Origin of the sequence: Aliivibrio finisterrensis (genome assembly GCF_008933155.1) — a bacterium.
In the GTDB taxonomy this organism is placed as follows: domain Bacteria; phylum Pseudomonadota; class Gammaproteobacteria; order Enterobacterales; family Vibrionaceae; genus Aliivibrio; species Aliivibrio finisterrensis.
The window spans coordinates 112,017-134,561 of sequence record NZ_WBVP01000006.1 but is presented as its reverse complement, the minus strand read 5'-3'; the positions used below and the strand labels follow the sequence as shown (position 1 = coordinate 134,561).

Below are 22,545 nucleotides of genomic sequence, written 5' to 3'. Positions count from 1 at the left end.
ATAACTTTGTTAATTATCACTCTAAAATCAGACGTGACTCTGCCATTTGTAGCTCACTAGCTGCTGGTTCTAAAGATGGATTATGAGGATATTGTTCACCGTTAAACTTCATTAAAACAAATCCTGAACCACGCGACCACACGATTAAGTCTTTCCACCCATTAGTTTCGGTATTAGCCACACTAATTGGAGTACTCGTTACTGATGATTTGGATATCAATTGATAGCTATCACCCAGATTTTCGAAAATCAAAAGTGTGCAACCACCAGAGCCACACCATTGCATTCCTTTAAGAAAAACCACGGCATCCTCTAAACCATCACCATTTAGATCTGAATATCCGGTAGAGAATACAGGCTCATGTTCTTGGGTAGCTTCAGAGACTGATTGCTGTAAATCAGGTTTTAGATCTGCTTGATTGCTGCACCCAAAAATCACAAAAGACAGGCACAATATTAAATATCTCATGTTTTATCCTCTTAAATTATCAATACAGTTTACAAGAATTTTTCAATTAGTGCTTCATCAACGTAGACATCACCGACTTTGGCGTGCTTTTTAGCGATACCTACCACTTCAGAACCTTGTTTTACATAAGCGGCCAACGCTCTTTCATTGTCACCGCGACCATAAGCAAACAATTTTTCGAACCCTTTAACTTTCGCAACCTCAAACGTAGATTTAAAGAGCTTTTTAGATACGCCTTGCCCTCTTGAGTTAAATTTTTTCGGCAACAATTTACGTCTAAACAATACTATTGCTACTGTGTAAATAAAGCTCAAATTTACCACCAAAGACAGTAAACTAAAAGAAACCTAGAACGCCATCCTTCTGACTTTGATGCTGACGAAATGTAGTTTGGTTAAAGTTGCTATTAGTTCTGTAACTTTAAATTATCCTCCAATTTCATCAAATAAAGAAGCCCATTTCTTTGGTAGATATGTCTTAGCAATTGAAAGAATCCACCCTGTATTTTCTGCCAATTCTTCCAAAGAAAATTTTTGATTTCCCTTATAGTAATTATTGAGGAATGTGTATGCCTTAGCTACTTATAACTATTTTTCTCTGGTATAAATCATAGCTACTTAATTAACCAAGTAGATACAGCCAACAACCAGAAAGTGGTTCGTATTTCTATGCCACACAGCATACCAGAACGCTGTCTTATTTCGATATACTTTCTTTATAAATCCAACAAAAAAACGCCAAGCAGTTTATGTCTACTTAGCGCTTAATTTATTGATACTTCTGTAATTAACTCAGTACATAGATTGCACAAACTAACGTTTATAGTACTGGTTTAAAAGCTAGAGTTTGGTTGTTGTAAAAACTCAATTTCTTCATCGGTTGATGCTCGCCCCAAAATAGCATTGCGATGTGGGTAGCGGCCAAAACGATCAATTATCTCTTTATGTTTATGCTCAAACTCTAAGTTGTATGGATTACCGAGCTTTTCATATAACTTTACCGCCTCAACATGAATCGCCCGAGATTCACTGTGCATAAATGGTAGATACATAAAACCACGCTCAGTTTGAGATAACTCAGCATCAAAGCCTTTTGATATCGCAAATTGGGCAAGCGCCAAACCGAGAGGATCATTTGAAAATGAGTCAGGCGTATCACGATAAATATTACGAGAGAACTGATCAATCAGGATAATTTCAGCAAGACTTCCCAATGCCGTTGTACGCCATTCAGAAAGTTCACCTGCTTTTGCTTGTTGATGCAATGAGCTAAAACGGGCCTTAATGATTGCATCTAACGCTTCGTCTTTTTGCCACCACTGCGGTGGTTCGAGCTCGTTAAACCAGAAACTGATGACTTCTTGATACATATTATTCTCCTTTTATGCTCATACTTGTATATCAACATAGCACGTAATTCAGATCTATATAATTTGCACCCTCTATATCTATAAAAAACGCCATCACAAAGGATGGCGTTATTTTATTGGTTATCAAACTAGATGATTACTTCTCTTTTGATTTATTTTTGTTTCTCTCTAGCTTGCCTTCCCAATACGTTGCCCCTTTAATGCCCAATTTTACTGGGTCAAACGTGTAGTTGGTGACACCGCGTTTTTGCTGATCTTCATAATCTTTTAGCGCTTTTAGTGCTGGCTTAGACATAAAGAAGATGATCAAAATACCGACAATGTTTAACCACGCCATTAAGCCAACACCAACATCACCCATTGCCCATGCAAGGTTCGCGGTTTTAATGGTACCGTAGAACACCGCTGACATTAGAACCACTTTAAGAATAAACATCATGCCATCGATTTTTAGAGTTCGACGGATATAGGCAATGTTTGTTTCTGCAATGTAGTAGTAAGCAAGAATAGTAGTAAAAGCAAAGAAGAACAGTGCAAAAGCAATGAAGATTTTACCAATGCCCGGCAGTGTACTTTCAATCGCCATTTGCGTAAACATTGGACCATTCGCGCCAACGGTTGCTGCAAGGTTCTGTACTAAGAATACCTCTTCACCACTGCCGTGAACGTTATAAGCACCTGTGATAAGGATCATAAACGCGGTAGCAGAACAAACCAGTAACGTATCAATGTAGATAGAGAACGATTGAACTAAACCTTGTTGTGCTGGGTGATCAACACTTGCTGCTGCCGCGGCATGAGGCCCCGTACCTTGACCCGCTTCGTTTGAGTAAACACCACGCTTTACACCCCAACCAATTGCAGCACCAAAGCCTGCCATTGGTGTGAACGCATCACCGATTATCATAGCAAAAATAGTTGGTACTTGTGAGATGTTAAGTAGGATTATAACGAATGCAAGAATGATGTATGCCAATGCCATAAACGGCACCACAATTTGAGTAAAGTGAGCAATTCGTTTTACACCACCAAAGATGATAAAACCAAGTATGATAGAAATAACTGAACCCGTTAAGATCTTCGCAAAACTAAATACGCCTAGACCTGTATCAATCATGCCACCAGTACCAAATGCCGTTTCTACTGCATTTCCAATACTATTAGATTGCACACCCGGAAGTAACACACCGCAAGCAAAGATAGTCGCAATAGCAAAGAGCCACGCGTACCATTTTTGACCCATTGCTTTTTCAATGTAATAAGCCGGACCACCACGAAACTGACCTTCGTCTTCTTCTTTATAGATTTGCGCTAAAGTGGACTCAGCATATGCCGTTGCTGCGCCTAAAAAGGCAACTAACCACATCCAAAATATGGCTCCAGGACCACCAAAACCAATGGCTGCCGCAACCCCAGCAATGTTACCCGTACCGACACGACCAGACAGTGATACTGCTAACGCTTGGAATGAGCTAATCCCTTTGCTTGATTCTTTGTTTGATACCAGCAAGCGACACATTTCTTTAAAGTGGCGAACTTGCACAAATCGAGTTTGTATAGAATAAAACAAACCAGAGCCCAAGCAGAGATAAATCAATACTGGGCTCCAAATTATGCCATTGAGAAAATCAACGATATCTTGCATATAAAATCCTTTTTGATTTATGGACTGATTTTTTACTTAACCAACCATACATCAAGGCATAACAACAAGTTAACAACAACCTTTCTAAAAGATAGAAAAGTGTGAAACAAAGCACTACATTTCAAATTATATTGATATGTGCAATATAAAGCACCAATAAGATTAAAAATAACAATACTTTGTGCTGATATTCAAAAATCTATATTTTGTTCTATTACCCAGTATGTCTAAACTGCTCTGCTAACTTACTTTGAGAAAGTAAATTATCCATCAAGCCTCCATTGTCAGCCTGACTCTCTTGAACTAAAGACGTCGTTGATGCTGATAATTCTTGAGTCGATTGGCTAATAGATTGAACGTTATTATTCATGTCTTCTGATACATTGCTCATCTCTTCAACTGCCGTGGCTATTTGAGAGTTTTGATCAGATATATCGGTAATTTCAGTTAACAGCTGTTCTAATTTATCAGCTGAGGTTTTTGCACTCTCAATGCAATCCGCCGAAAGATTTTCTCCTTCTCTCATCGATTCCACTACGATATGTGTTCCTGTACGAATTAAATTAATAACGGTTTGAATCTCTGTGGTTGAATCGTGACTTTTCTGTGCAAGTTGACGAACTTCGTCTGCTACCACTGCAAAACCTCGCCCTTGCTCACCTGCTCGTGCAGCTTCAATTGCAGCATTAAGGGCTAACAAGTTAGTCTGCTCTGCCACACCTTGTATTATGGTGAGTACGCTTTCAATGGTATTAGTGTTGACTTCAAGCTCTCTAACAGATACTGACGTTTCATCTAACTGATTGGCTAGTACATCAACGGCATGTAATGTAGATTTTACTGCTGCCATCCCCTCTTGCGCAGCAACTTTCGCTTCATCAGTTGTTGATGCGGTATTCTGTGCATTTCTTGCTACTTCATGCGCTGTTGAATGCATTTCGTTAATGGCAGCGGCAACTTGCTCTACTTCCATCGATTGCGAATCAAGCTGAGTTGACATAGTATCCAGATTTTGGAAAGACTCTTCCATTGCCGCAGTTACTTGTTCATTTGAGTCTTGAATACGCCCGGAAACCGCGTTAGTTTCTGAGTGACACATTTTCATCGCAAGCGCTATTTCTGAAATATCATCAACCTTTTTATTATAAACAAGCTCCATTAATGGGTTATTGAAAATCTCACGAGCATCTTTACTTAACGCCTCTAATCGGCGGGTCATCATATAAAAAGAGGTTATTGCCAAAAGGAATAGTGATGGGACGCCGGCATTCGGAACAAATTGCTCAAGGCCAAAAGCAAAAAAAGCGGGAATAATAAGAGCAATAGTAGCTCGTTGCCACAAACGGGTTCTAGGTAACTTTAGTTTAAGAGGTGTTTTTCCTACATTCAGTTGAGCGTATATCTTTTCTGCATTATCAACATAATCTCTTTTAGGACAAGTTCGAACAGATTGATACTCAATGACTTGTCCGTTCTCTGAAATTGGTGAAACAAACGCATCAACCCAATAATAATCGCCATTAGCACAACGATTTTTTACCATTCCCATCCATGAATTATTACTTTGTAAGTATCCCCACATATTGGCAAATGCTGCTTTAGGCATGTCAGGGTGTCTTACCATATTATGAGGCTTCCCTACCAGCTCTTCTTGAGTATAACCTGCCACTTCACAAAACTCTTTGCTAGCGTAAGTGATGTGGCTGCTCGGTTTGGTGACAGAGAGTAAATTATAACTTTGTGGGTATCTCACTTCCTTTGAAGAACTATTTTTAAAATCCATATATAACCAACTTTTAATATTATTAAGTAACCATTAACTAACATAGTAAAGTATAGTCAATTAATCCACTTTTTATCTTGTATTCTATATGGTATTTCAATTGATTAAATTTCCATTCATAAAAAACCAAGCTTATTGGGGGGAATAAACTTGGCTTATATATTTGGTCATTAAACCAATTAGACGATTTTAACTCCAGCTGGCATCAAGCGCTCTGGTGTCAATAATACGCTTTCGCTTTCATCTTCTGTTTCTGCACACAGCAACATGCATTCTGAGGTTTCACCGCGCATTTTTGCTTTTGCTAAGTTACACAGCACAACTACTTGCTTACCCAAAAGCTCATCTTCAGTGTAATAAGGAACAAGACTCGTAACGGTTTGAAGGCTCTGCTCTCCTACATTGATTTGAACAATGTAAAGTTTGTCTGCATTTTCATGGCGTTTAACTTCTGTGATTTTACCAACACGAATATCTAATTTTGCGAAATCACCGTATGCAATTGTTTCCATTTTACTTTATCCTTAGCTCTAAGTTAGTGTTAACGTTTACATTGTCAACAATACGCTATAGAACAAGTAAACAGCAATTAAATATTTACTAAAATTTTAACTCGATCAACTATTTTATCTCGACCACATCACAGGATTGAACTTATTATGGCAACCATTAAAGACGTTGCAAAAGAAGCAGGGGTATCGGTTGCCACGGTTTCTAGAGTGGTAAATAAATCACCAAAAGCAAGCACAGTAGCTATCGAATCAGTTAATGCGGCGATGCAAAAACTGGGATATCGCCCAAATGCGAACGCTCGAGCATTGGTCAGTAAGAGTACCAATACGATTGGCGTAATGGTGGGTGATGTGTCGGATCCCTTTTTTGGATCACTGCTTAAAGCGGTTGATACCGTTGCTCAAGCGCATCAAAAACACTTACTGATTGGCAACGGCTATCACGATGCTACCACTGAGAAAGAAGCCATCGATCTTTTAATTAATAACCGTTGTGAGTCTCTGGTGATCCACTCAAAAGGGTTAAGCAATAAAGAGCTGCTGCAATTTGCGAAAGAGGTCCCAGGGCTGGTTATTATTAATCGCCATATCCCTGAAATAGCCGATCGCTGTATCTCATTAGATAACCAACACGGTGCAAACTTAGCGACAGAGCATTTGATAATTCAGGGTCATACGAAAGTTGCTTACATTAATTCTGAACATGATATTGATGATAGCCATCACCGTAAAGCCGGCTACCAGCAAGCATTGCACGCTCATGGGATCAATTTTGATGAAGAGTATTACGCCGAAGCACAGCCAACGGATGAAGGTGGTGAGCAAGCAATGATTGACCTATTATCTCGTAATTTACCTATCACGGCGGTGGTTTGTTATAACGATTATATGGCCGCAGGGGCGTTATCTGCGCTTGAGAAACAAGAGATTGCGGTTCCTAAAGACATCTCTTTAATGGGGTTTGATAATGGTTTAATTGCTAAATATTTACATCCAAAGCTCAGTACAATTGATTACCCTATCCAAACCATGGCAAAACAAGCAGCAGAACTTTCATTAGCATTAGTTGCTGGTAATTCAAGCGTCACAAAAGGTACGATTTTCCAAGCCTCTTTAATCGAGCGTTCATCGGTAATAAAGCAAGAGAGTCCAGATTCTTAATCTCACTCCCTTCCCAATAAACTTACTGCCTAACGCTGATTGCTTAAGCGTGTTTCATCGCAGTAAGTTGCTTATGTGTACGCTTCCAATTTTTCTCGCATCAACTCTTTCTTAAACGGTTTTGCCACATAGTCATCCATACCTGATTGATAACACTTATCGATATCTTCAACAAAAACACTCGCAGTTAAAGCTATGATTGGCAAACGTGTAGCCATTTGATCTTGCTCCCATGCTCTTATTGCTTCTGTTGCAGCAAACCCATCCATCACTGGCATCATACAATCCATCAAAATCAATGAATATACTGTGGTTTTCGCTGTCACCATATTGACAGCTTCTTGACCATCATTAGCTAAATCGACATTAAACCCTTCTTTTTTTAATAGCAAAGAAGCCACTTTTTGATTCACTAAATTATCTTCAACAATCAGAATGGTTTTGGTTTCTGCATTTTCCTCTTGAGTGCTCATAGGCACATCATCAGGGGAGTCGAGAGGTAATACCGCTTCATGCTTGTTCTTATTTGATTTTAGAGCCTGATTTATTGCATTACAGAAACGATTACCTAACAGAGGGTAAATCACGAGCCCATCAATAGTATGATTAAAATCGGCTTTTTCATCTCCGTGTTTTCGACAAATAACCAATCCCGGTTTCTGAGATAAGGCATTAATTCTATTGATATCATTATGCGTTAGAACCAATGAGTGCTGACAATATATGATCACATCATAATTTAATGCTTGAGATTCAAGCTCATCGCTATTCTCACGTATTGTCGTCGACAGGCCTAGCTGATTACATTCCGTATTTAATTGAGACGCATACGCTTTATTGTTGCTAATGATTAAACACTGAGTTCCGTTGTATTTAGTAACTTTTGACGCGGCTGATCCCAGCACGTCAACATCCAGCATAAAATAAAATTTACTACCAAAGTCTTTTTGTGAATCTACCTTAATCTCACCGCCAAGTAATTTCACTAACTGGTGGCAAATTGCAAGCCCTAGCCCGGTACCACCAAACTGACGAGTAATTGAGCTATCTTCTTGAGTAAATGGTTCAAATATCTGCTGGAGTTTATCTTTATGAATACCGATGCCAGTATCTTTTACCGAGAAGAGTAATTTACCTCTAGTCTTCGTTTCTTCTTCATAATTGATTGATAAAATAACCGCCCCATTTTGAGTAAACTTAACGGCATTAGACATTAGATTCATCAATACTTGGCGTAAGCGGTGCTCATCTAGCATTACCGTATCTGGAAGGTTTGGGGCCAGTTCTATTTGCAAAGCCAGCCCTTTATCAGAGGCTTTACTTAATACGACGGTTAATGTGTCGTAAGCAACTTCTGCTACATGAGATTGCTGTGGTACTAACACAAGATTACCTGATTCTATTTTAGATAAATCAAGAATGTCATTGATAAGTAAGAGCAACGCCTGAGAAGACGTTTCTATGGTACTCAAATATTCGGATTGAACTGGGTTTAGATCTGTTTCGGCTAAAATATCAGACATACCTATGATGCCGTTTAGCGGTGTTCGGATCTCATGGGACATGTTCGCTAAGAAAGAGCTTTTGGCTTTAGTGGATGATTCCGCTTTAACTTTCTCGATTTCAAGAGATTCTGTTTTCTTATTAAATGACGAGATCAAATACCCTATCTCGTCATTGTATTCGTAATTGATGTCTATTTTTCTGTTAGACGCACTCTCATCAATTTGTTTTGAAATCAATACGATAGGATTAATCAAACTTCGGTTAATAAAGTAATAAGCTATAATTACACACAATAATAAAATAGGAACTATCCCTAATTCTATATTGATAATTTGAGCGTAGATTTCATCTGACACGGTGCGATAAGAATTAATTACTTTTATCTGCCAGTTAAAGGCTTCCATCTGATGCGTCACAACATACATGTCTTCTTGTACATTAAACTTATAATCCGCAATCATGGTGTCGCCATTGTTAATGACGATGCCTAATTTATTCTTTTCTGCTTGCGCTTCAATGACACTGATTAGCCCTTTTAAAGAAATGTCTATGGTTGCCACCCCAACGAACTGCCCTTGATTAAAATAGGGTTGAGAAGCGGTGATCATTTTTTGTTTCGTGAAGGGGTCAATATAAACATCAGACCATGAAATATGATTAGTGCTATTTTCATGGGCTACAGAGACATACCAAGACTCGTTTTGATAAGGCGCTTCACTTGGAATGTTGTAATCATTGATCAGTGCAATTTTGCCCTCTTCATCACGAGAGAAAAACAAACTAGCGAGAGTCTTAGATGGGATAAAAGTGTTTGGCTCTGGCCATATACCACCACTAATAATAATGTCATCGCTTTCTTTGAGAACGGAAGAAAGCATGTTTTGAATGTTCTCTGGCGTATTGCCACTAACAGCAACACCTACCAACGCATGCAATGTAGAAAGGGAATGATTCAGGGGAGCATCGATTTCTCGTGATAAAAGCTGAGTTCTTAAATCAAGATTGTTTTCTAGATTTGCGCGAATAGGAGATTGAACAACATAATAAGTAACACTACCGATAATAGTAATTAAGAAACAAACGTAGCATCCCAATGCAAGCATGCTTTTTTTCTTGAGAGACATGTTATTCGCCATACAGAACCTAGCCACTTATCTTCTTGATTTATTAATTAACTATAATCAGCATAGGTAGATTTAGCTGAGAAGTCATATTAATTTATGATCTACTCCGCATTAATTTCTAAAACAAAAAATCCCTAACCAATGAATTAGTAGGGATTCTATTATTATGCTACTAACCACACGCTATCTAGACAATAAATTGATATCGAGTCTCATGCTGATAGGTATCACTCGGTGACAGAATAGTGCTTGGCTGAGGCCATTCAGGGTGATTTGGCGCATCTGGCAAGAATTGCGTTTCTAATGCCACGCCTGAATAGTCTTGATACTCACCATCGATACGATTTGGTGTGCCTGCTAACCAGTTTCCAGTATACAGCTGTATTGCTGGTTTTGTGGTCACCACATGCATTGTAACTAAGCTATCAGGAGAGGTTAGGCTTGCTGCACACTCCCCTTTTGCACACGCTTTATCTAGCACAAATGAGTGGTCATAACCTTTGGCGTTATCTTGGTCTTTGTCTAGCATAAAATCTTGTGAGATCACTTTTGGATCGGTGAAATCGAAGTTAGTGTCTTTTACTTTTTTCCATGCGCCTTTTGGAATGCCTACGTCAGTCGTTGGTACGTACTCATTGGCGTTAACGCTTAAGATATGATCTAAACTCAGATGTTCAGTATCTGCACCAAGTAAATTGAAATAAGCATGATTGGTCAAATTAACCGGGGTTGATTTAGTCGTTTGTCCGTTATAACTGATCACGATTTGATTATCATCAGTCAGTTGGTAGGTAACAGAAACCGTTAGCTCCCCCGGAAACCCTTGGTCGCCATCAGGTGAAATTAAGCTAAATTCAATGCTGTTTGTCGTTTCTTTTACGACTGACCAACGACGCTTATCAAACCCTTCTGAACCACCGTGTAAAGTATTGCCTGCTTGGTTGGTATCTACTTGGTATTTAGTCCCATCAATTTTAAACTGACCATTCGCAATTCGATTGGCATAGCGACCTACAGTAACACCCATATAACTTGCTTGCTTTTTAAAGCCTGCCATTGTTGACTGACCCAGCAAGACTTCACGTAGTTTACCTTTTACTGGCACTTTGCAACTTAACCAGGTTGCGCCGATGTCCATAAACACAGCGCGCATTCCGTTTTCATTTTTGAGTTCGAATAACTGAGCAAGGCGACCATCGCTGGCCGCCTCCTGTGTCATGGTTTCGAACAATGTTGATTGTTCTGTCATGTGTATTCCTTACAGCACTTCTACTAAACCTGCGCCATTTTTTGCTTGGCACACATAAATTGATGCTTTTAGGCCTGTTGCGGTTTCGTATAGCTCTTCAACCGCTGCTTTAACTTCGTCCACTAATACTGGCGGAACCAAAGCCACGATACAGCCACCAAAACCACCACCTGTCATACGAACGCCGCCTTCTGTACCAATCACGTTTTTAACGATATCAACTAAGGTATCGACTTCGTTTACTGTGATTTCAAAATCATCACGCATTGAGGCATGAGATTCAGCCATAAGAACAGCCATGCGTTTCATATCCCCTGACGCTAACACTTTTGCCGCTTCTTCGGTACGATCATTTTCTGTAATCACGTGACGCGCACGTTTTGCGACCATTTCATCCAATTCATGTGCTTTTGCGTTGAACTCTTCAATGCTTACATCACGCAGTGCTTTTACACCAAAGATGCGTGCGGCTTCTTCACATTGCTCGCGGCGAGTGTTGTATTCTGAATCAACTAAACCACGTTTTTTGTTTGAGTTAATAATCACTACTGACATGTTTTCTGGCATTGATACCGCTGTGGTTTCTAGTGAGCGACAATCAAGTAACATTGCGTGGTTTTCGTTACCTTCCGCTGAGACCATTTGATCCATAATGCCGCAGTTACAACCAACAAATTCGTTCTCTGCTTGTTGACCATTTAGTGCGATTTCTGCTTGGCTGATGTTTAAGCTATACAGCTCTTTGAAGGTTTGTCCGATAACCACTTCTAATGCGGCTGATGAGCTAAGACCTGCACCTTGAGGAACGTTACCCGAGACGGAAATATCTGCCCCTTTGAATTCAAAACCACGACCAATTAAACACTTCACCACGCCACGAATGTAGTTCGACCACATTTTATTTTCTTGGAATGTGATCTCTTGAGTAATATCAAACTCGTCGGTTTCATTACCATAATCTACCGATACGACACGAACGATATTGTCATCACGCTTTGCAGCTGCCACTACGGTTTGGTAATTAATCGCACAAGGCAATACGAAACCGTCGTTGTAATCAGTGTGTTCACCAATTAAGTTCACACGGCCCGGCGCTTGAACAATATGTGTTGGAGCGTAAGAAAGTACTGAATTGAATGCGTCTTTTACGTTTTTAATTAAGTTTGTCATAATCTTGTTCTCAAAATTTTGTAGGGAATTCTATCTTTAGGTTTCAGGTCGGTCGCAAGCTCCCTTGCTGGTTTCAGGCTTACATTCATTAAACCACCATAGTCACAACAAATACCCCTGAATCCTTTAGCGAAGCGTCCTTAAGCAAAGCGCCCTGCTTTTAATCTTTATAATGCACATCGCTCACATCACGCAGTTTTTGCGCGGCTTGCTCTGCGGTTAAATCTCGTTGGCTTTCGGCTAACATTTCATAACCCACCATGAATTTACGAACCGATGCAGAACGAAGCAGTGGCGGATAAAACAGTGCGTGTAATTGCCAATGTTCAATATCAGTGCCCTCTTCAAAGAAAGGCGCATAATGCCAACCCATTGAGTATGGGAATGAACACTGGAACAAGTTGTCGTAACGGCTGGTTAGTTTTTTGATTGCTAACGCCAAATCATCACGTTGCTCGTCCGTTAATTCACTCATGCGACGAATGTGTGTTTTTGGTAGTAGCATGGTTTCAAACGGCCATGCAGCCCAATAAGGGACAACTGCAATCCAATGTTCCGTTTCTACTACCGTACGTTCTCCATCTTTTAGTTCTGATTCAACATAATCAACCAACAAGTTTGAACCGTGTTCTTGGTAATACTCTTTAAGATGTTTTTCTTTGCGCTCAATCTCATTGGGTAGGAAGCTGTTTGCCCAGATTTGACCGTGTGGGTGCGGTTGAGAACACCCCATTGTCTCGCCTTTATTCTCAAATGCTTGTACCCAAACGTACTCTTTTCCTAACTCTTCAATTTGATCATTCCATGTATCAATCACATTACGAATTTGACCTACAGGTAATTCAGGCAAAGTTTTGCTGTGATCTGGCGAGAAGCAAATCACTCGGCTTAATCCTCGAACCCCTTGTGTTTTAAATAGCGGATTAGACGATTGTGGCGCTTCTGGTGAATCCGTCATTAGTGCGGCAAAGTCATTACTGAATACGTAAGTGCCTTTATAGTTTGGGTTGGTATCACCAGAGATACGGTCATTGGTTGGGCATAAGAAACAGCCTTTGTCGTATTGTGGTAATTCAGCCGTTGATGGTTTTTCATCTTGACCACTCCACGGACGTTTCGCACGATGTGGTGACACTAAAATCCACTGACCCGTTAATGGGTTATAACGGCGATGCGGATGATCTACTGGGTTAAACTCAACATTTGACATAATTTTTATACTCAATTCTTTAAAAGTGATTAGCTAATTCAAGGAAGGGCTATCTTATAAATCTCCTCCCTGAAGCCTGAAACCTGAAACCTTAGCTCTTTTAATAACCTTCAGGATTATTCGACTGCCAGCGCCATGTATCCGCACTCATTTCCATTACATTGCGAGTCGCTTTCCAGCCTAATTCTTTCTCTGCTTTTTCTGTGCTTGCCCAGCATTCAGCAATGTCACCCGCACGACGTGGACACAAGGTATAAGGAACCGGCTTTCCTGAAGCTTCTGCAAACGCCTCAACCATTTCTAAAACACTTGAGCCTTTACCAGTGCCTAAGTTGTAAATATGAAGGCCTGATTTTTCACCTACTGCTTTTAATGCGGCAATGTGCCCATCCGCTAAATCCATCACATGAATGTAATCACGAACGCCTGTGCCATCTGGTGTTGGGTAATCATTACCAAATACAGACAGTGATTCACGACGGCCAACAGCAACTTGTGCGATAAATGGCATTAAATTATTTGGAATGCCTTGAGGATCTTCCCCCATAGTGCCTGATGGATGCGCGCCGACTGGGTTGAAATAACGAAGTAAAGTAATGCTCCAATCGTTCTCTGCATCAAACAGATCAGAGAAACACTCTTCAACCATGTATTTACTGCGACCATAAGGATTTGTGGTTGCGCCAGTTGGTGAGTTCTCAGTAATAGGAACAATAGCAGGATCGCCATAGACGGTTGCCGATGAGCTAAATACGATGCTTTTTACATTCACTTTTCGCATTGAACGAGCTAAAACCAATGAGCCGTTAACGTTGTTGTCGTAATACTCTAGAGGTTTAGCAACAGACTCACCGACGGCTTTTAATCCCGCAAAGTGGATCACAGATGAAATAGTGTGTTCAGCAAAAATACTATCTAAAAAGGCTTCATCACGAATGTCTCCCTGATAAAAGACAGGACGAACTTGAGTTAACGCTTCGATACGATCAAGCACTGCGACTTTGCTGTTTCCCAAGTTATCCAAAATGATAGGTTCAATGCCTGCTTCAATCATTTGAATACATGTGTGGCTACCGATATAGCCCATTCCACCTGTTACTAATACTTTCATGATTAACTCTTCTTCCTACTGAATTTTCAGGCAGTTTATCAGTGAATTTAAAGTGATATCGTGATCACTTTCAAATAATGTAAACGTTTACACTAATTTTCAATCGTCGTTTATATTTACAATTCAAGTAATACCAATCACAGTAAGTAAATGAGCAATAATAGCGAAGGAAAAATGCTTGAGAACAAGGCAAAGTTTTTCGATAAGTAGTTATTCTACAATCAAAAATTTTAACGCAGTTATCGAGCATTTTAACTAGCTAGGATGATCAGTTATTTACTACGATTGGTATAACTTAGCGCTGGCATATCTAAAACCAATACACAAAAAAAGAAGCCGTAATTGCTTAGGGCCTCTTTAACTTAGGAGTACGATATTTAGGGGAAATACCGTCGTGTGAGAATTAAGTTACTCTGCTTGCAATGCCACTTTCTTACGTTGCTTAAATATGCGGCCAAAGATACCAACAAACATCACCAAACCACATACGCCATATACTTGCATAAAGAAAGGATCATCCGAAATAAAGCCCACGTTCGAGAACATAATGTACGCACCCAGAACCATATAAAGCACAATAGCAGATGCTTCAAATCTAAATTCCCACGGTGTGATGTCCATACTTTCATTCACAGGCATAATATAATCAGTATCACGCGGCATAAACATACCAATCAAGAACATCAATGCCGTACATACAACAAACAAAATCGCCAATTGATGTAAGAAATGAATCGGTGTTTTAAAGATGAGTTGCATTGCCGCATAAGAGCTTACAAACACCACCAAGGCGACTTTTGCTGCAATGGCTGGTACACGCTTTGAAATATAACCAACAAATACAATAGTAAAAATAGGAACACTAAAGAAGCCAGCAACCATTTGTAAGTATTGGAATAGCCCTTCTGGTGCAAACATAATAAACGGTGAGATACATACTGAAATAATGGCAATAAACACACCAAAAATACGACCTTTACCGACTAACTCTTCATCCGTTGCATTTTTACCAAAAAGAGGCTTATATACATTAAGTGCGAATAACGTTGTCGAGCTATTTAATACACCATTAAACGTACTTAAAATGGCACCGAACATAACAGCAACAAAGAAACCAACCAAAGGCTTTGGTAATACTTCATTCACTAAACGGGTGTACATCGTATCTGGGTTGCCCGCTTCCGCACCAAACATATGATAAGCAATAATTCCTGGGATAATCAGAAATAGCGGTGAAATAACTTTGATTGCCCCCGCCATGATTACGCCTTTTTGCCCTTCTTTTAAGTTCTTCGCACCTAACGCACGTTGAATGATCGATTGGTCTGTACCCCAATAATATAAGTTCACCAATAATAGACCCGTAAATAGCGTAGAAAATGGTAGCGGATCGCTTGGTTTACCTACTGATTGAAGTTTCTCTGGTGCTGCCGTTAAAATCGTATCCAAGCCTGACATAAAGCTGCCATCACCCAATACCATTAACCCAAAAACAGGTATCATCAAACCACCAATGATCAAACCAATACCGTTAATGGTATCTGCAATTACTACTGCTTTTAAACCACCATAAATAGCATAGAAGAAGCCTAATAAGCCTATAGTTGTAGAAATGATCGCAATCGCTGTAAATTCAGATACGCCCAATAAACCTTGAACATCAAAGATTTCACCCAGCACTACTGCACCCGCATATAAGGTGGTAGGCAGAATATTAATCACATACTGGCACAAGAATAATAACGTAACAAATTTCTTTACCGACATGTCATAACGGCTTTCTAAGAAATCAGGAATGGTGGTGATCCCTTGCTTTAAATAACGCGGAACCAACAATAAAGCGATAATGACAAGCGTGACGCCTGACGCTACTTCCCAGCCCATAACACTCATGTTATGCGTATATGCTTGAGCACTCATGCCCACAAAACTGGTTGCACTTAAATTAGTTAAGATTAGCGAACTGGCAATTAACCCACCAGTTAAACTTCGCCCGCCTAAGAAATATCCGTCTTGTGAGTTATTTTGCGTGTTTTTTACTTTGTTATAGGTATAAAACCCAACAAAACCGGTAAAGAGAAGAAATGATAGAAATACTGTGATGGACATTTTTTTGCTTCCTTAGTTCATAGTATTAATAAGTGACAGCCAATGCAGCCACTCATTATGTATGGTTCTCGCTTATATTTTCTTTAACGAAACAATAAGCGCAGATTCAGGATCAAGGATTGGTAATATCAAACCGATTTCTTGTAAGTTATTACCCGTTAGCGTTAATGTTTGATCTAACCATTTTGGTGCTTGTTTCATTAATTGAAAGCTGGCTTTTGGCATTTCAACTAATTTGACTGCATATTTTGCATTTGCATCAACACAAGTCATTCGAAGTGGTGATGGTAATGCATAGCTAGGCATCGCTAATTGGCATACCGTAACAATGGTTTCATCTTCACCTTGAACGCCATAAACGTATTGATTCTTATCAGCAACATCCATACGGAAACTACGGCCTGAATGCAGTAAATGACGGTATTTTTTATGCAGTGCAATATAGTGAGAAAATGCGGCTTTCTCTTCAGTAGACTCTTTTACTGGGTCAAGCTCTACGCCCATGTGCCCACTCAATGCTGTTACACCACGCAGATTAATGTGATGCTGACGATTGGTTGAGTGGCATTCCGCTGGGCCAATGTGTGCCCCCATAACCTCTGGTGGGAAGAAATAACTCATGCCACGTTGGATCGTTTGTCGCTCTAACGCGTCATTACAATCCGATGCCCAAAAACGGTGGGTACGCTTTAATATTTCAAAATCAATACGACCACCACCTGAAGAGCATGATTCGATTTCAACGCTTGGGTGCTGTGATAATAATTGATCGACTAACGCATAAAGCGCCTTAGTTTGACCATGAACAGCAGGGCGACCATGGTGACCAGGCTGAACTAATTCACGGTTCATATCCCATTTTAAATAGGTGATGTTATAGCGTGTTAATAAGTCATTTAAACGGTCAAATAAGTATTGGAAACACTCAGGGTTCTGTAAATCCAACACATGCTGCCAACGACCAGAAGGTTGATGATACCCTTCTAAACCAAGCATCCATTCAGGGTGATTACGATATAAATTAGAATCTTTGCTGACCATTTCTGGCTCAACCCATAGACCAAACTCCATACCTTTATCATTGACATGAGCAATCACAGGTTCTAGGCCTTCTGGGTATTTCTCTTCGTCTAAATACCAATCCCCTAACGCGGCTTTATCATCATGACGACCAACAAACCAGCCATCATCTATAATAAAACGCTCAACGCCCATCTCAGCGGCTTCTGTTGCCATTTGCATGATGTATTCTGGTTTATGATCAAAATAAATCCCTTCCCATGTATTCAAGTGTACAGGTCGAGGTTTATCCGTTGGGAATGAAATAATGTGCTGACGAACATAATGATGGAAACGCTCAGAGATGCCATTTAATCCATTGCTGCTATAACAGCCATACAACCAAGGCGATTGATAGGTTTCATTTGTGCCTAAAATACACTCACCTGAAAACAGTAATTCACCCGCCTGAACAAAACGACGACCATCACTACGCACATCTGCACGTAACTCATGGTTTCCACTCCAACCTAAGTGGAAGCCCCATACTTGCCCCAATTGCTCGCTAAAGCCATTCTCCCCGACAAGCAGACCCGGAAAGTTTTCATGAGACGTACGACCGCGGCGGTTCTGCTGCATAAATCCGCCATGTTCAAGAGATTGTCGCTGAGTTTGAAACTCTTGACACCAACGACCGTGAAACGTCATTAATTCATTGGCATGATTTGGCAATGGCAGCGTTGAAGATAGCTTACCTAAGTAATACTCTGATTCGCCTTTATTGGTAACAGTGATACGCTTTTTCACGACATCTGAATCGTGATCAATATGCAGTTCAACCAACAATTCAAGCTGAGCAACCTCATCACGCAAGGTAATTTTAACCGATTGGCCATCCGCTTGTTGATCAACAATATGGAAAACGGGAGCCCAATCAGAGCCATGTCGATGCCCTTCAATACCCGGAGCATTAAAATGCCCACGACCTAGTTCAGGACAAAGAGATAGAGGCACATCGATATCAAGGCGAGCTTGTGAAATTGGTCGTTCTATCGCAAACAATAAATCGCTATCAATCTCATTTATTTTACCGCCCCAGTGAATGATCTCAGGGATCAAATCTACTTTAATAATAATGCTGTGATTTTTACTGCTTAAATGAATCAACTTATCCATATTACTTCCAAATTGTTTTCGTAAACAAACTATGGGTGCATTGTGTTCTTTTAATGGCTTTTTTCTAGCTATATCTGCGATTAATGTGATCCTAAAGACACTAATAACCGACCAAATGTGCGCTCGATCTTATTGTTCTCGAAAACAACATTTTTTGTTATCACGACAATTATTTGAATTACAGCACAACTTTAATGAGAGCCTTGTGTTATCTTCCTATTATAATAACGAAAACAAGAAGAGATAAATGACAGTCACCTTTAAAGATGTTGCTAAATTGGCGGGAGTTTCGACTCAAACCGTATCACGAGTCACAAATGGGTCAATAAATGTTTCCGAAAACACACGTATAAAAGTAAATAAAGCAATTAAACAACTTGGGTATATCCCCAACAAAAGCGCTCAAATGTTAAGCCGCTCAAAATCAAATGTGATCGGCCTAATCACTCTAGAAATGTCACTCCATGGGGCTGCCTTAATCGCTAACGGTATTCGATTACAAGCGCACGATATGGGCTATGGTACTGTCTTTTCTGTCGTAAACACTCCCTGCTTAGAAAATATTCAAGCTTCTATACATGAGCTTATTTCACAACAAGCCACCTGCATTATTTTGAATATCCCGTTAACAGCAACCGCTGCGGAACAATTAGTTCAGCAATACCCTCATTTACATTTTGTGTTTATTGACGTTCCAGAAGAGACCCAAGTGCACTATGTATGTTGTGATCATCAAACAGGGGCTCAATTAGCGACTCAACATCTACTAGACACCCAACATCAACAGTTTTTATTGATTACGGGGCCCAAAGCCTCAAGCGCCTCCATGTCTCGTTACCAAACTTGGTTGTCTGTTCTAAAACAAAACCAATTACAGCCAGTAAATACTGTAGAAGGAAACTGGCAAGCAAGCAGTGGTTATCTTGCTGTTCGAGAAACCGTCGCAAACCAAATTACCTTTGATGCCGTGCTCGTGGCCAATGACCAAATGGCTTTAGGCGTTTTAAGAGCCCTAAATGAACTCGGACTCACTGTGCCTTCTCAAGTATCTGTTATTGGTTTTGATGATATTAATGACAGTGCCTATTTCAACCCGCCGCTCACCACGGTAAAACAGCACTTTCTTGAAATAGGGAAAGAAGCCGTCATTATTGGTTTACGTTCCGATGAGCAAGACAGTTACGATCTTATTCAGCGTAATCTTGATGTCGCTTTTGTTCAACGCCAAAGTACCGCACCAAGAACAAAACAAACGTATCAAAAAGACCATCTTGTACGTTTATTAAATGACATTAAACATTTACTACCTGACGCATAATGTGAGCATCTAATGCAGCAAGATCCTTTAATTCAGAATATCATTGACTTTATTTCACGTATTGACCCATTCACTCGTTTGCCTAAAACGATGGTCGAGCGTATCTCCTCAAAAATTCGTATTATCTATTTAGGTGAAAATGAGCACCTTGATTCATCAACTCAAGAGCACCAGCAATATTTGTATCTGATCCGCACAGGTGCTATCGAGCAAATTCATCAAGATGGATCATTGCGTTCACGCTTAGGTGAAGAAGATGTATTTGGCTTTAGCTTATTAAAAAATACGCATGACTATCAGATCAAAGCCATTGAAAGCTCATTGTTGTATTTAATTCCCATTAGCGTCATTCATGACATACAACATACGTATCCTGAATACACTCATCTATTTGATACAGAAACAGAAGTGCGCATTAATTCTGCAATAAATGCAGTATGGTCTAATAATGATAACAACCATTTTTTAAATAGCATTCAAGATGTCTCTACCTCACACACCCTTGAAGTCGATAAAGATACATCCATTTATGAGGTCGCACAGCATATGCGTCTCAACAAAGCCTCTTGCGCTATTGTTACCGATAAAGAACGTTTAGTCGGCATTGTTACGAATGCTGACATGACTGAAAGAGTCATCGCTGATGCCTTCAATATCTATCAACCTATACACCATATAATGACCGTAAATCCCATCACTATTTGTTCTTCTTCTTTGATTTATCAAGCCATTATTACCATGATGCAATCCAACATTAAGCATCTTCCCGTGATGGATAGTCACAAAGTTATTGCTTTAGTCACACTTCCTTTGTTACTACAAAACAATCGACTACAAGCGATTTTCTTTATAGATAAAATAAAATCAGCACTCAACGAAGAAGAACTGGCTCAATACGCTCCCCAGCGTCAAATCATTTTTAATCAGTTAGTGAAAGAAAAAGTGCCAGCTGTAGTGATAAGTCAAATCATGACCATTATTATGGATACTTATAATCAACGACTCATTGATATTGCGATTAAGCGCCTAGGCCCACCACCCTGTGATTATGCATGGGTAGTTGCGGGCTCACATGCTCGTAATGAAGTCCACATTTCCTCAGATCAAGACAGCGCTCTGATATTATCGGATGAGGCCACATCCCAAGATCGATTGTATTTTCAACACCTTGCTATGATAGTAACAAAAGGTATGGATAGCAGTGGCTACAGTTTATGTCCTGGAAAATTCATGGCTGTAACACCCAAATGGTGCCAACCATTATCAACATGGAAGGCGTATTATAAAAAATGGATTTCTAATCCTGAATACGCTTTTCTACTGAATCTGAGTGTGTTTCTCGATACAAGAACCATCGCAGGTAACGCTTTATTTCTTCGTTCCATCCAAAATGAAATACAAGATCGTACCGCCAATACGTATTTACTTACGACCTTATTTACTGACTCATTACAACACCGAGCACCATTAGGCATTTTTAATAACTTAATCTTGGTCAAAAATGACAACAATGAAAAGACACTGAATATTAAACGCCATGGTATTAATATTATTGTCGATTTGGCCCGTCTGTATAGCTTAGCGGCAAAAACATCAGAGCCGAACACTCGAGAACGTTTACTGATCGCCAATCAACAAGGCTTTATCAGTGATGCTTCATTAAAAAATATCTTAAGTGCTTACGATTTTTTATGTAATTTCCGCTTCTCATATCAAGCAGATACGCTTGCTCGTGGTCAACAACCAGATCACCATATCAATCCCAATTATTTTGGTAGCTTTGAACGTCAGCACATTAAAGACGCATTTCGCCTAATTGATGATTGGCAAAAAGTCACTAAAATAAATTTAGGACTATTAGCATGATCTCTTTATTTAAACGTCAGACTACGTGGCAAAAGCTCATTAAGCATAAACAACGCTATTTAGAAACAGAAGCGTTAACAAAAGAGATGAGAACTGCACTCAATTTTCCATTACCACAGGGAACATCATTCATTAAAGAATTGTCCTTTCTTGTTTTTGATTTAGAAACAACAGGGATAAACGCTCAAAATGATCAAATATTGAGTATTGGTTGGATAGAGATAAATCAAGGCAAGATAGATATGTCATCCGCGCGACATTATTACATTAACCATGGGCACAGTATAAAAAAAGAAACGGCAATCATTAATCATATCGTACCTACAATGCTGGTTGACGGAATCTCCCTGAGTGAAGCCATATTACAATTTTTGATGGCCGCAAAAGGTCGAAGTCTTATTGTGCATGGCAAATCCATTGAATATGCTTTTTTAGCCCATTACATCCATATGAAATTTTCATTACCTCCTCTTCCTTTTGTTTGGATCGATACCCTTTCGATTGAAGTTAATATTGCTAGAAAATTAGGAATAATGACACCACAAAGCCAGCAATTGCACCTCGTCAGGGAGCGCTATAAATTGCCGCGCTATGCCGCACATAATGCCCTTATTGATTCACTAGCGACGGCTGAACTATTTTTAGCTCAAACACAGAAAATTTTAAAACAAGAAAACCAAACCATTGAGCAGATTTATCAATATTCACACTAAAAAAGGCCACGTCCACAACAGACGTGACCTACAATGAATACGCATTATTTGATGA

The 22,545-nt window shown here is 39.7% G+C and carries 16 protein-coding genes and 1 pseudogene; 4 read left to right on the top strand and 13 right to left on the bottom strand.

The genetic code is table 11. The features are described from left to right. Positions 1-16 precede the first annotated feature (16 nt). The 6 genes and pseudogenes from F8B77_RS07715 to F8B77_RS07690 all read right to left on the bottom strand — a co-directional run bounded on the left by F8B77_RS07715 (position 17) and on the right by F8B77_RS07690 (position 5,778). The gene (locus tag F8B77_RS07715; protein WP_151654875.1) at positions 17-469 is read right to left on the bottom strand and encodes a hypothetical protein; all 453 of its coding nucleotides are present in this window, start codon (positions 467-469) and stop codon (positions 17-19) included. Between the two features lie 29 nt (positions 470-498). Continuing rightward, positions 499-720: pseudogene (locus F8B77_RS07710) on the bottom strand (GNAT family N-acetyltransferase); the annotation flags it as partial. Positions 721-1,301: 581 nt separating this feature from the next. Further along, positions 1,302-1,838, bottom strand: a complete 537-nt coding sequence (locus F8B77_RS07705; RefSeq protein WP_151654874.1) for a DUF924 family protein — start codon at positions 1,836-1,838, stop codon at positions 1,302-1,304. A gap of 136 nt (positions 1,839-1,974) precedes the next feature. After that, positions 1,975-3,483 carry an alanine/glycine:cation symporter family protein gene (locus F8B77_RS07700; RefSeq protein ID WP_151654873.1) on the bottom strand — a complete coding sequence of 503 codons (1,509 nt, stop codon included), beginning with the start codon at positions 3,481-3,483 and terminating at the stop codon, positions 1,975-1,977. Positions 3,484-3,697: 214 nt separating this feature from the next. Continuing rightward, positions 3,698-5,266 (bottom strand): methyl-accepting chemotaxis protein, encoded by a 1,569-nt coding sequence (locus tag F8B77_RS07695; protein ID WP_151654872.1) that lies wholly within the window; start codon positions 5,264-5,266, stop codon positions 3,698-3,700. Positions 5,267-5,445: 179 nt separating this feature from the next. Continuing rightward, entirely contained in the window at positions 5,446-5,778 is a 333-nt protein-coding gene (locus tag F8B77_RS07690; RefSeq protein WP_151654871.1) for a tRNA-binding protein, read from the bottom strand. Positions 5,779-5,925: 147 nt separating this feature from the next. On the opposite strand from F8B77_RS07690, the gene F8B77_RS07685 reads away from it, so the two are divergent. After that, positions 5,926-6,939, top strand: coding sequence for a substrate-binding domain-containing protein (locus tag F8B77_RS07685; protein ID WP_151654870.1), 1,014 nt, complete (start codon positions 5,926-5,928; stop codon positions 6,937-6,939). Between the two features lie 71 nt (positions 6,940-7,010). On the opposite strand, the gene F8B77_RS07680 is transcribed toward F8B77_RS07685, so the two are convergent. The 7 genes from F8B77_RS07680 to F8B77_RS07650 form a co-directional block, all read right to left on the bottom strand. Continuing rightward, on the bottom strand, positions 7,011-9,569 hold the full coding sequence (locus tag F8B77_RS07680) for a sensor histidine kinase (protein ID WP_244298234.1): 2,559 nt from the start codon (positions 9,567-9,569) through the stop codon (positions 7,011-7,013). 187 nt (positions 9,570-9,756) lie between these two features. Further along, positions 9,757-10,818, bottom strand: coding sequence for a galactose-1-epimerase (gene galM / locus F8B77_RS07675; RefSeq protein ID WP_151654868.1), 1,062 nt, complete (start codon positions 10,816-10,818; stop codon positions 9,757-9,759). A gap of 9 nt (positions 10,819-10,827) precedes the next feature. Further along, positions 10,828-11,988, bottom strand: a complete 1,161-nt coding sequence (galK, locus tag F8B77_RS07670) for a galactokinase (protein WP_151654867.1) — start codon at positions 11,986-11,988, stop codon at positions 10,828-10,830. Positions 11,989-12,148: 160 nt separating this feature from the next. Then, positions 12,149-13,198 (bottom strand): UDP-glucose--hexose-1-phosphate uridylyltransferase, encoded by a 1,050-nt coding sequence (locus F8B77_RS07665; protein ID WP_151654866.1) that lies wholly within the window; start codon positions 13,196-13,198, stop codon positions 12,149-12,151. 100 nt (positions 13,199-13,298) lie between these two features. Further along, on the bottom strand, positions 13,299-14,309 hold the full coding sequence (gene galE, locus F8B77_RS07660; protein WP_151654865.1) for a UDP-glucose 4-epimerase GalE: 1,011 nt from the start codon (positions 14,307-14,309) through the stop codon (positions 13,299-13,301). A 408-nt stretch (positions 14,310-14,717) separates the two neighbouring features. Continuing rightward, positions 14,718-16,418, bottom strand: a complete 1,701-nt coding sequence (locus F8B77_RS07655) for a solute:sodium symporter family transporter (protein WP_151654864.1) — start codon at positions 16,416-16,418, stop codon at positions 14,718-14,720. Positions 16,419-16,490: 72 nt separating this feature from the next. Next, positions 16,491-18,593 (bottom strand): alpha-galactosidase, encoded by a 2,103-nt coding sequence (locus tag F8B77_RS07650; RefSeq protein ID WP_151654863.1) that lies wholly within the window; start codon positions 18,591-18,593, stop codon positions 16,491-16,493. A gap of 247 nt (positions 18,594-18,840) precedes the next feature. On the opposite strand from F8B77_RS07650, the gene F8B77_RS07645 reads away from it, so the two are divergent. Genes F8B77_RS07645 through F8B77_RS07635 form a run of 3 tightly spaced genes read left to right on the top strand, consistent with a single transcriptional unit; the run spans position 18,841 to position 22,490 of the window. Then, entirely contained in the window at positions 18,841-19,911 is a 1,071-nt protein-coding gene (locus tag F8B77_RS07645) for a LacI family DNA-binding transcriptional regulator (protein ID WP_151654862.1), read from the top strand. 12 nt (positions 19,912-19,923) lie between these two features. Continuing rightward, on the top strand, positions 19,924-21,777 hold the full coding sequence (locus tag F8B77_RS07640) for a DUF294 nucleotidyltransferase-like domain-containing protein (protein ID WP_151654861.1): 1,854 nt from the start codon (positions 19,924-19,926) through the stop codon (positions 21,775-21,777). Further along, positions 21,774-22,490, top strand: a complete 717-nt coding sequence (locus F8B77_RS07635) for a 3'-5' exonuclease (RefSeq protein ID WP_151654860.1) — start codon at positions 21,774-21,776, stop codon at positions 22,488-22,490. Before F8B77_RS07640 ends, F8B77_RS07635 begins: the two co-directional genes overlap by 4 nt. Positions 22,491-22,545: the final 55 nt, after the last annotated feature.

Bases quoted from the DNA above. Each gene is read 5' to 3' on its own strand.
- F8B77_RS07715 (WP_151654875.1), bottom strand. From the start codon at position 469: ATGAGATATTTAATATTGTGCCTGTCTTTTGTGATTTTTGGGTGCAGC.
- F8B77_RS07705 (WP_151654874.1), bottom strand. From the start codon at position 1,838: ATGTATCAAGAAGTCATCAGTTTCTGGTTTAACGAGCTCGAACCACCG.
- F8B77_RS07700 (WP_151654873.1), bottom strand. From the start codon at position 3,483: ATGCAAGATATCGTTGATTTTCTCAATGGCATAATTTGGAGCCCAGTA.
- F8B77_RS07695 (WP_151654872.1), bottom strand. From the start codon at position 5,266: ATGGATTTTAAAAATAGTTCTTCAAAGGAAGTGAGATACCCACAAAGT.
- F8B77_RS07690 (WP_151654871.1), bottom strand. From the start codon at position 5,778: ATGGAAACAATTGCATACGGTGATTTCGCAAAATTAGATATTCGTGTT.
- F8B77_RS07685 (WP_151654870.1), top strand. From the start codon at position 5,926: ATGGCAACCATTAAAGACGTTGCAAAAGAAGCAGGGGTATCGGTTGCC.
- F8B77_RS07680 (WP_244298234.1), bottom strand. From the start codon at position 9,569: ATGTCTCTCAAGAAAAAAAGCATGCTTGCATTGGGATGCTACGTTTGT.
- galM (WP_151654868.1), bottom strand. From the start codon at position 10,818: ATGACAGAACAATCAACATTGTTCGAAACCATGACACAGGAGGCGGCC.
- galK (WP_151654867.1), bottom strand. From the start codon at position 11,988: ATGACAAACTTAATTAAAAACGTAAAAGACGCATTCAATTCAGTACTT.
- F8B77_RS07665 (WP_151654866.1), bottom strand. From the start codon at position 13,198: ATGTCAAATGTTGAGTTTAACCCAGTAGATCATCCGCATCGCCGTTAT.
- galE (WP_151654865.1), bottom strand. From the start codon at position 14,309: ATGAAAGTATTAGTAACAGGTGGAATGGGCTATATCGGTAGCCACACA.
- F8B77_RS07655 (WP_151654864.1), bottom strand. From the start codon at position 16,418: ATGTCCATCACAGTATTTCTATCATTTCTTCTCTTTACCGGTTTTGTT.
- F8B77_RS07650 (WP_151654863.1), bottom strand. From the start codon at position 18,593: ATGGATAAGTTGATTCATTTAAGCAGTAAAAATCACAGCATTATTATT.
- F8B77_RS07645 (WP_151654862.1), top strand. From the start codon at position 18,841: ATGACAGTCACCTTTAAAGATGTTGCTAAATTGGCGGGAGTTTCGACT.
- F8B77_RS07640 (WP_151654861.1), top strand. From the start codon at position 19,924: ATGCAGCAAGATCCTTTAATTCAGAATATCATTGACTTTATTTCACGT.
- F8B77_RS07635 (WP_151654860.1), top strand. From the start codon at position 21,774: ATGATCTCTTTATTTAAACGTCAGACTACGTGGCAAAAGCTCATTAAG.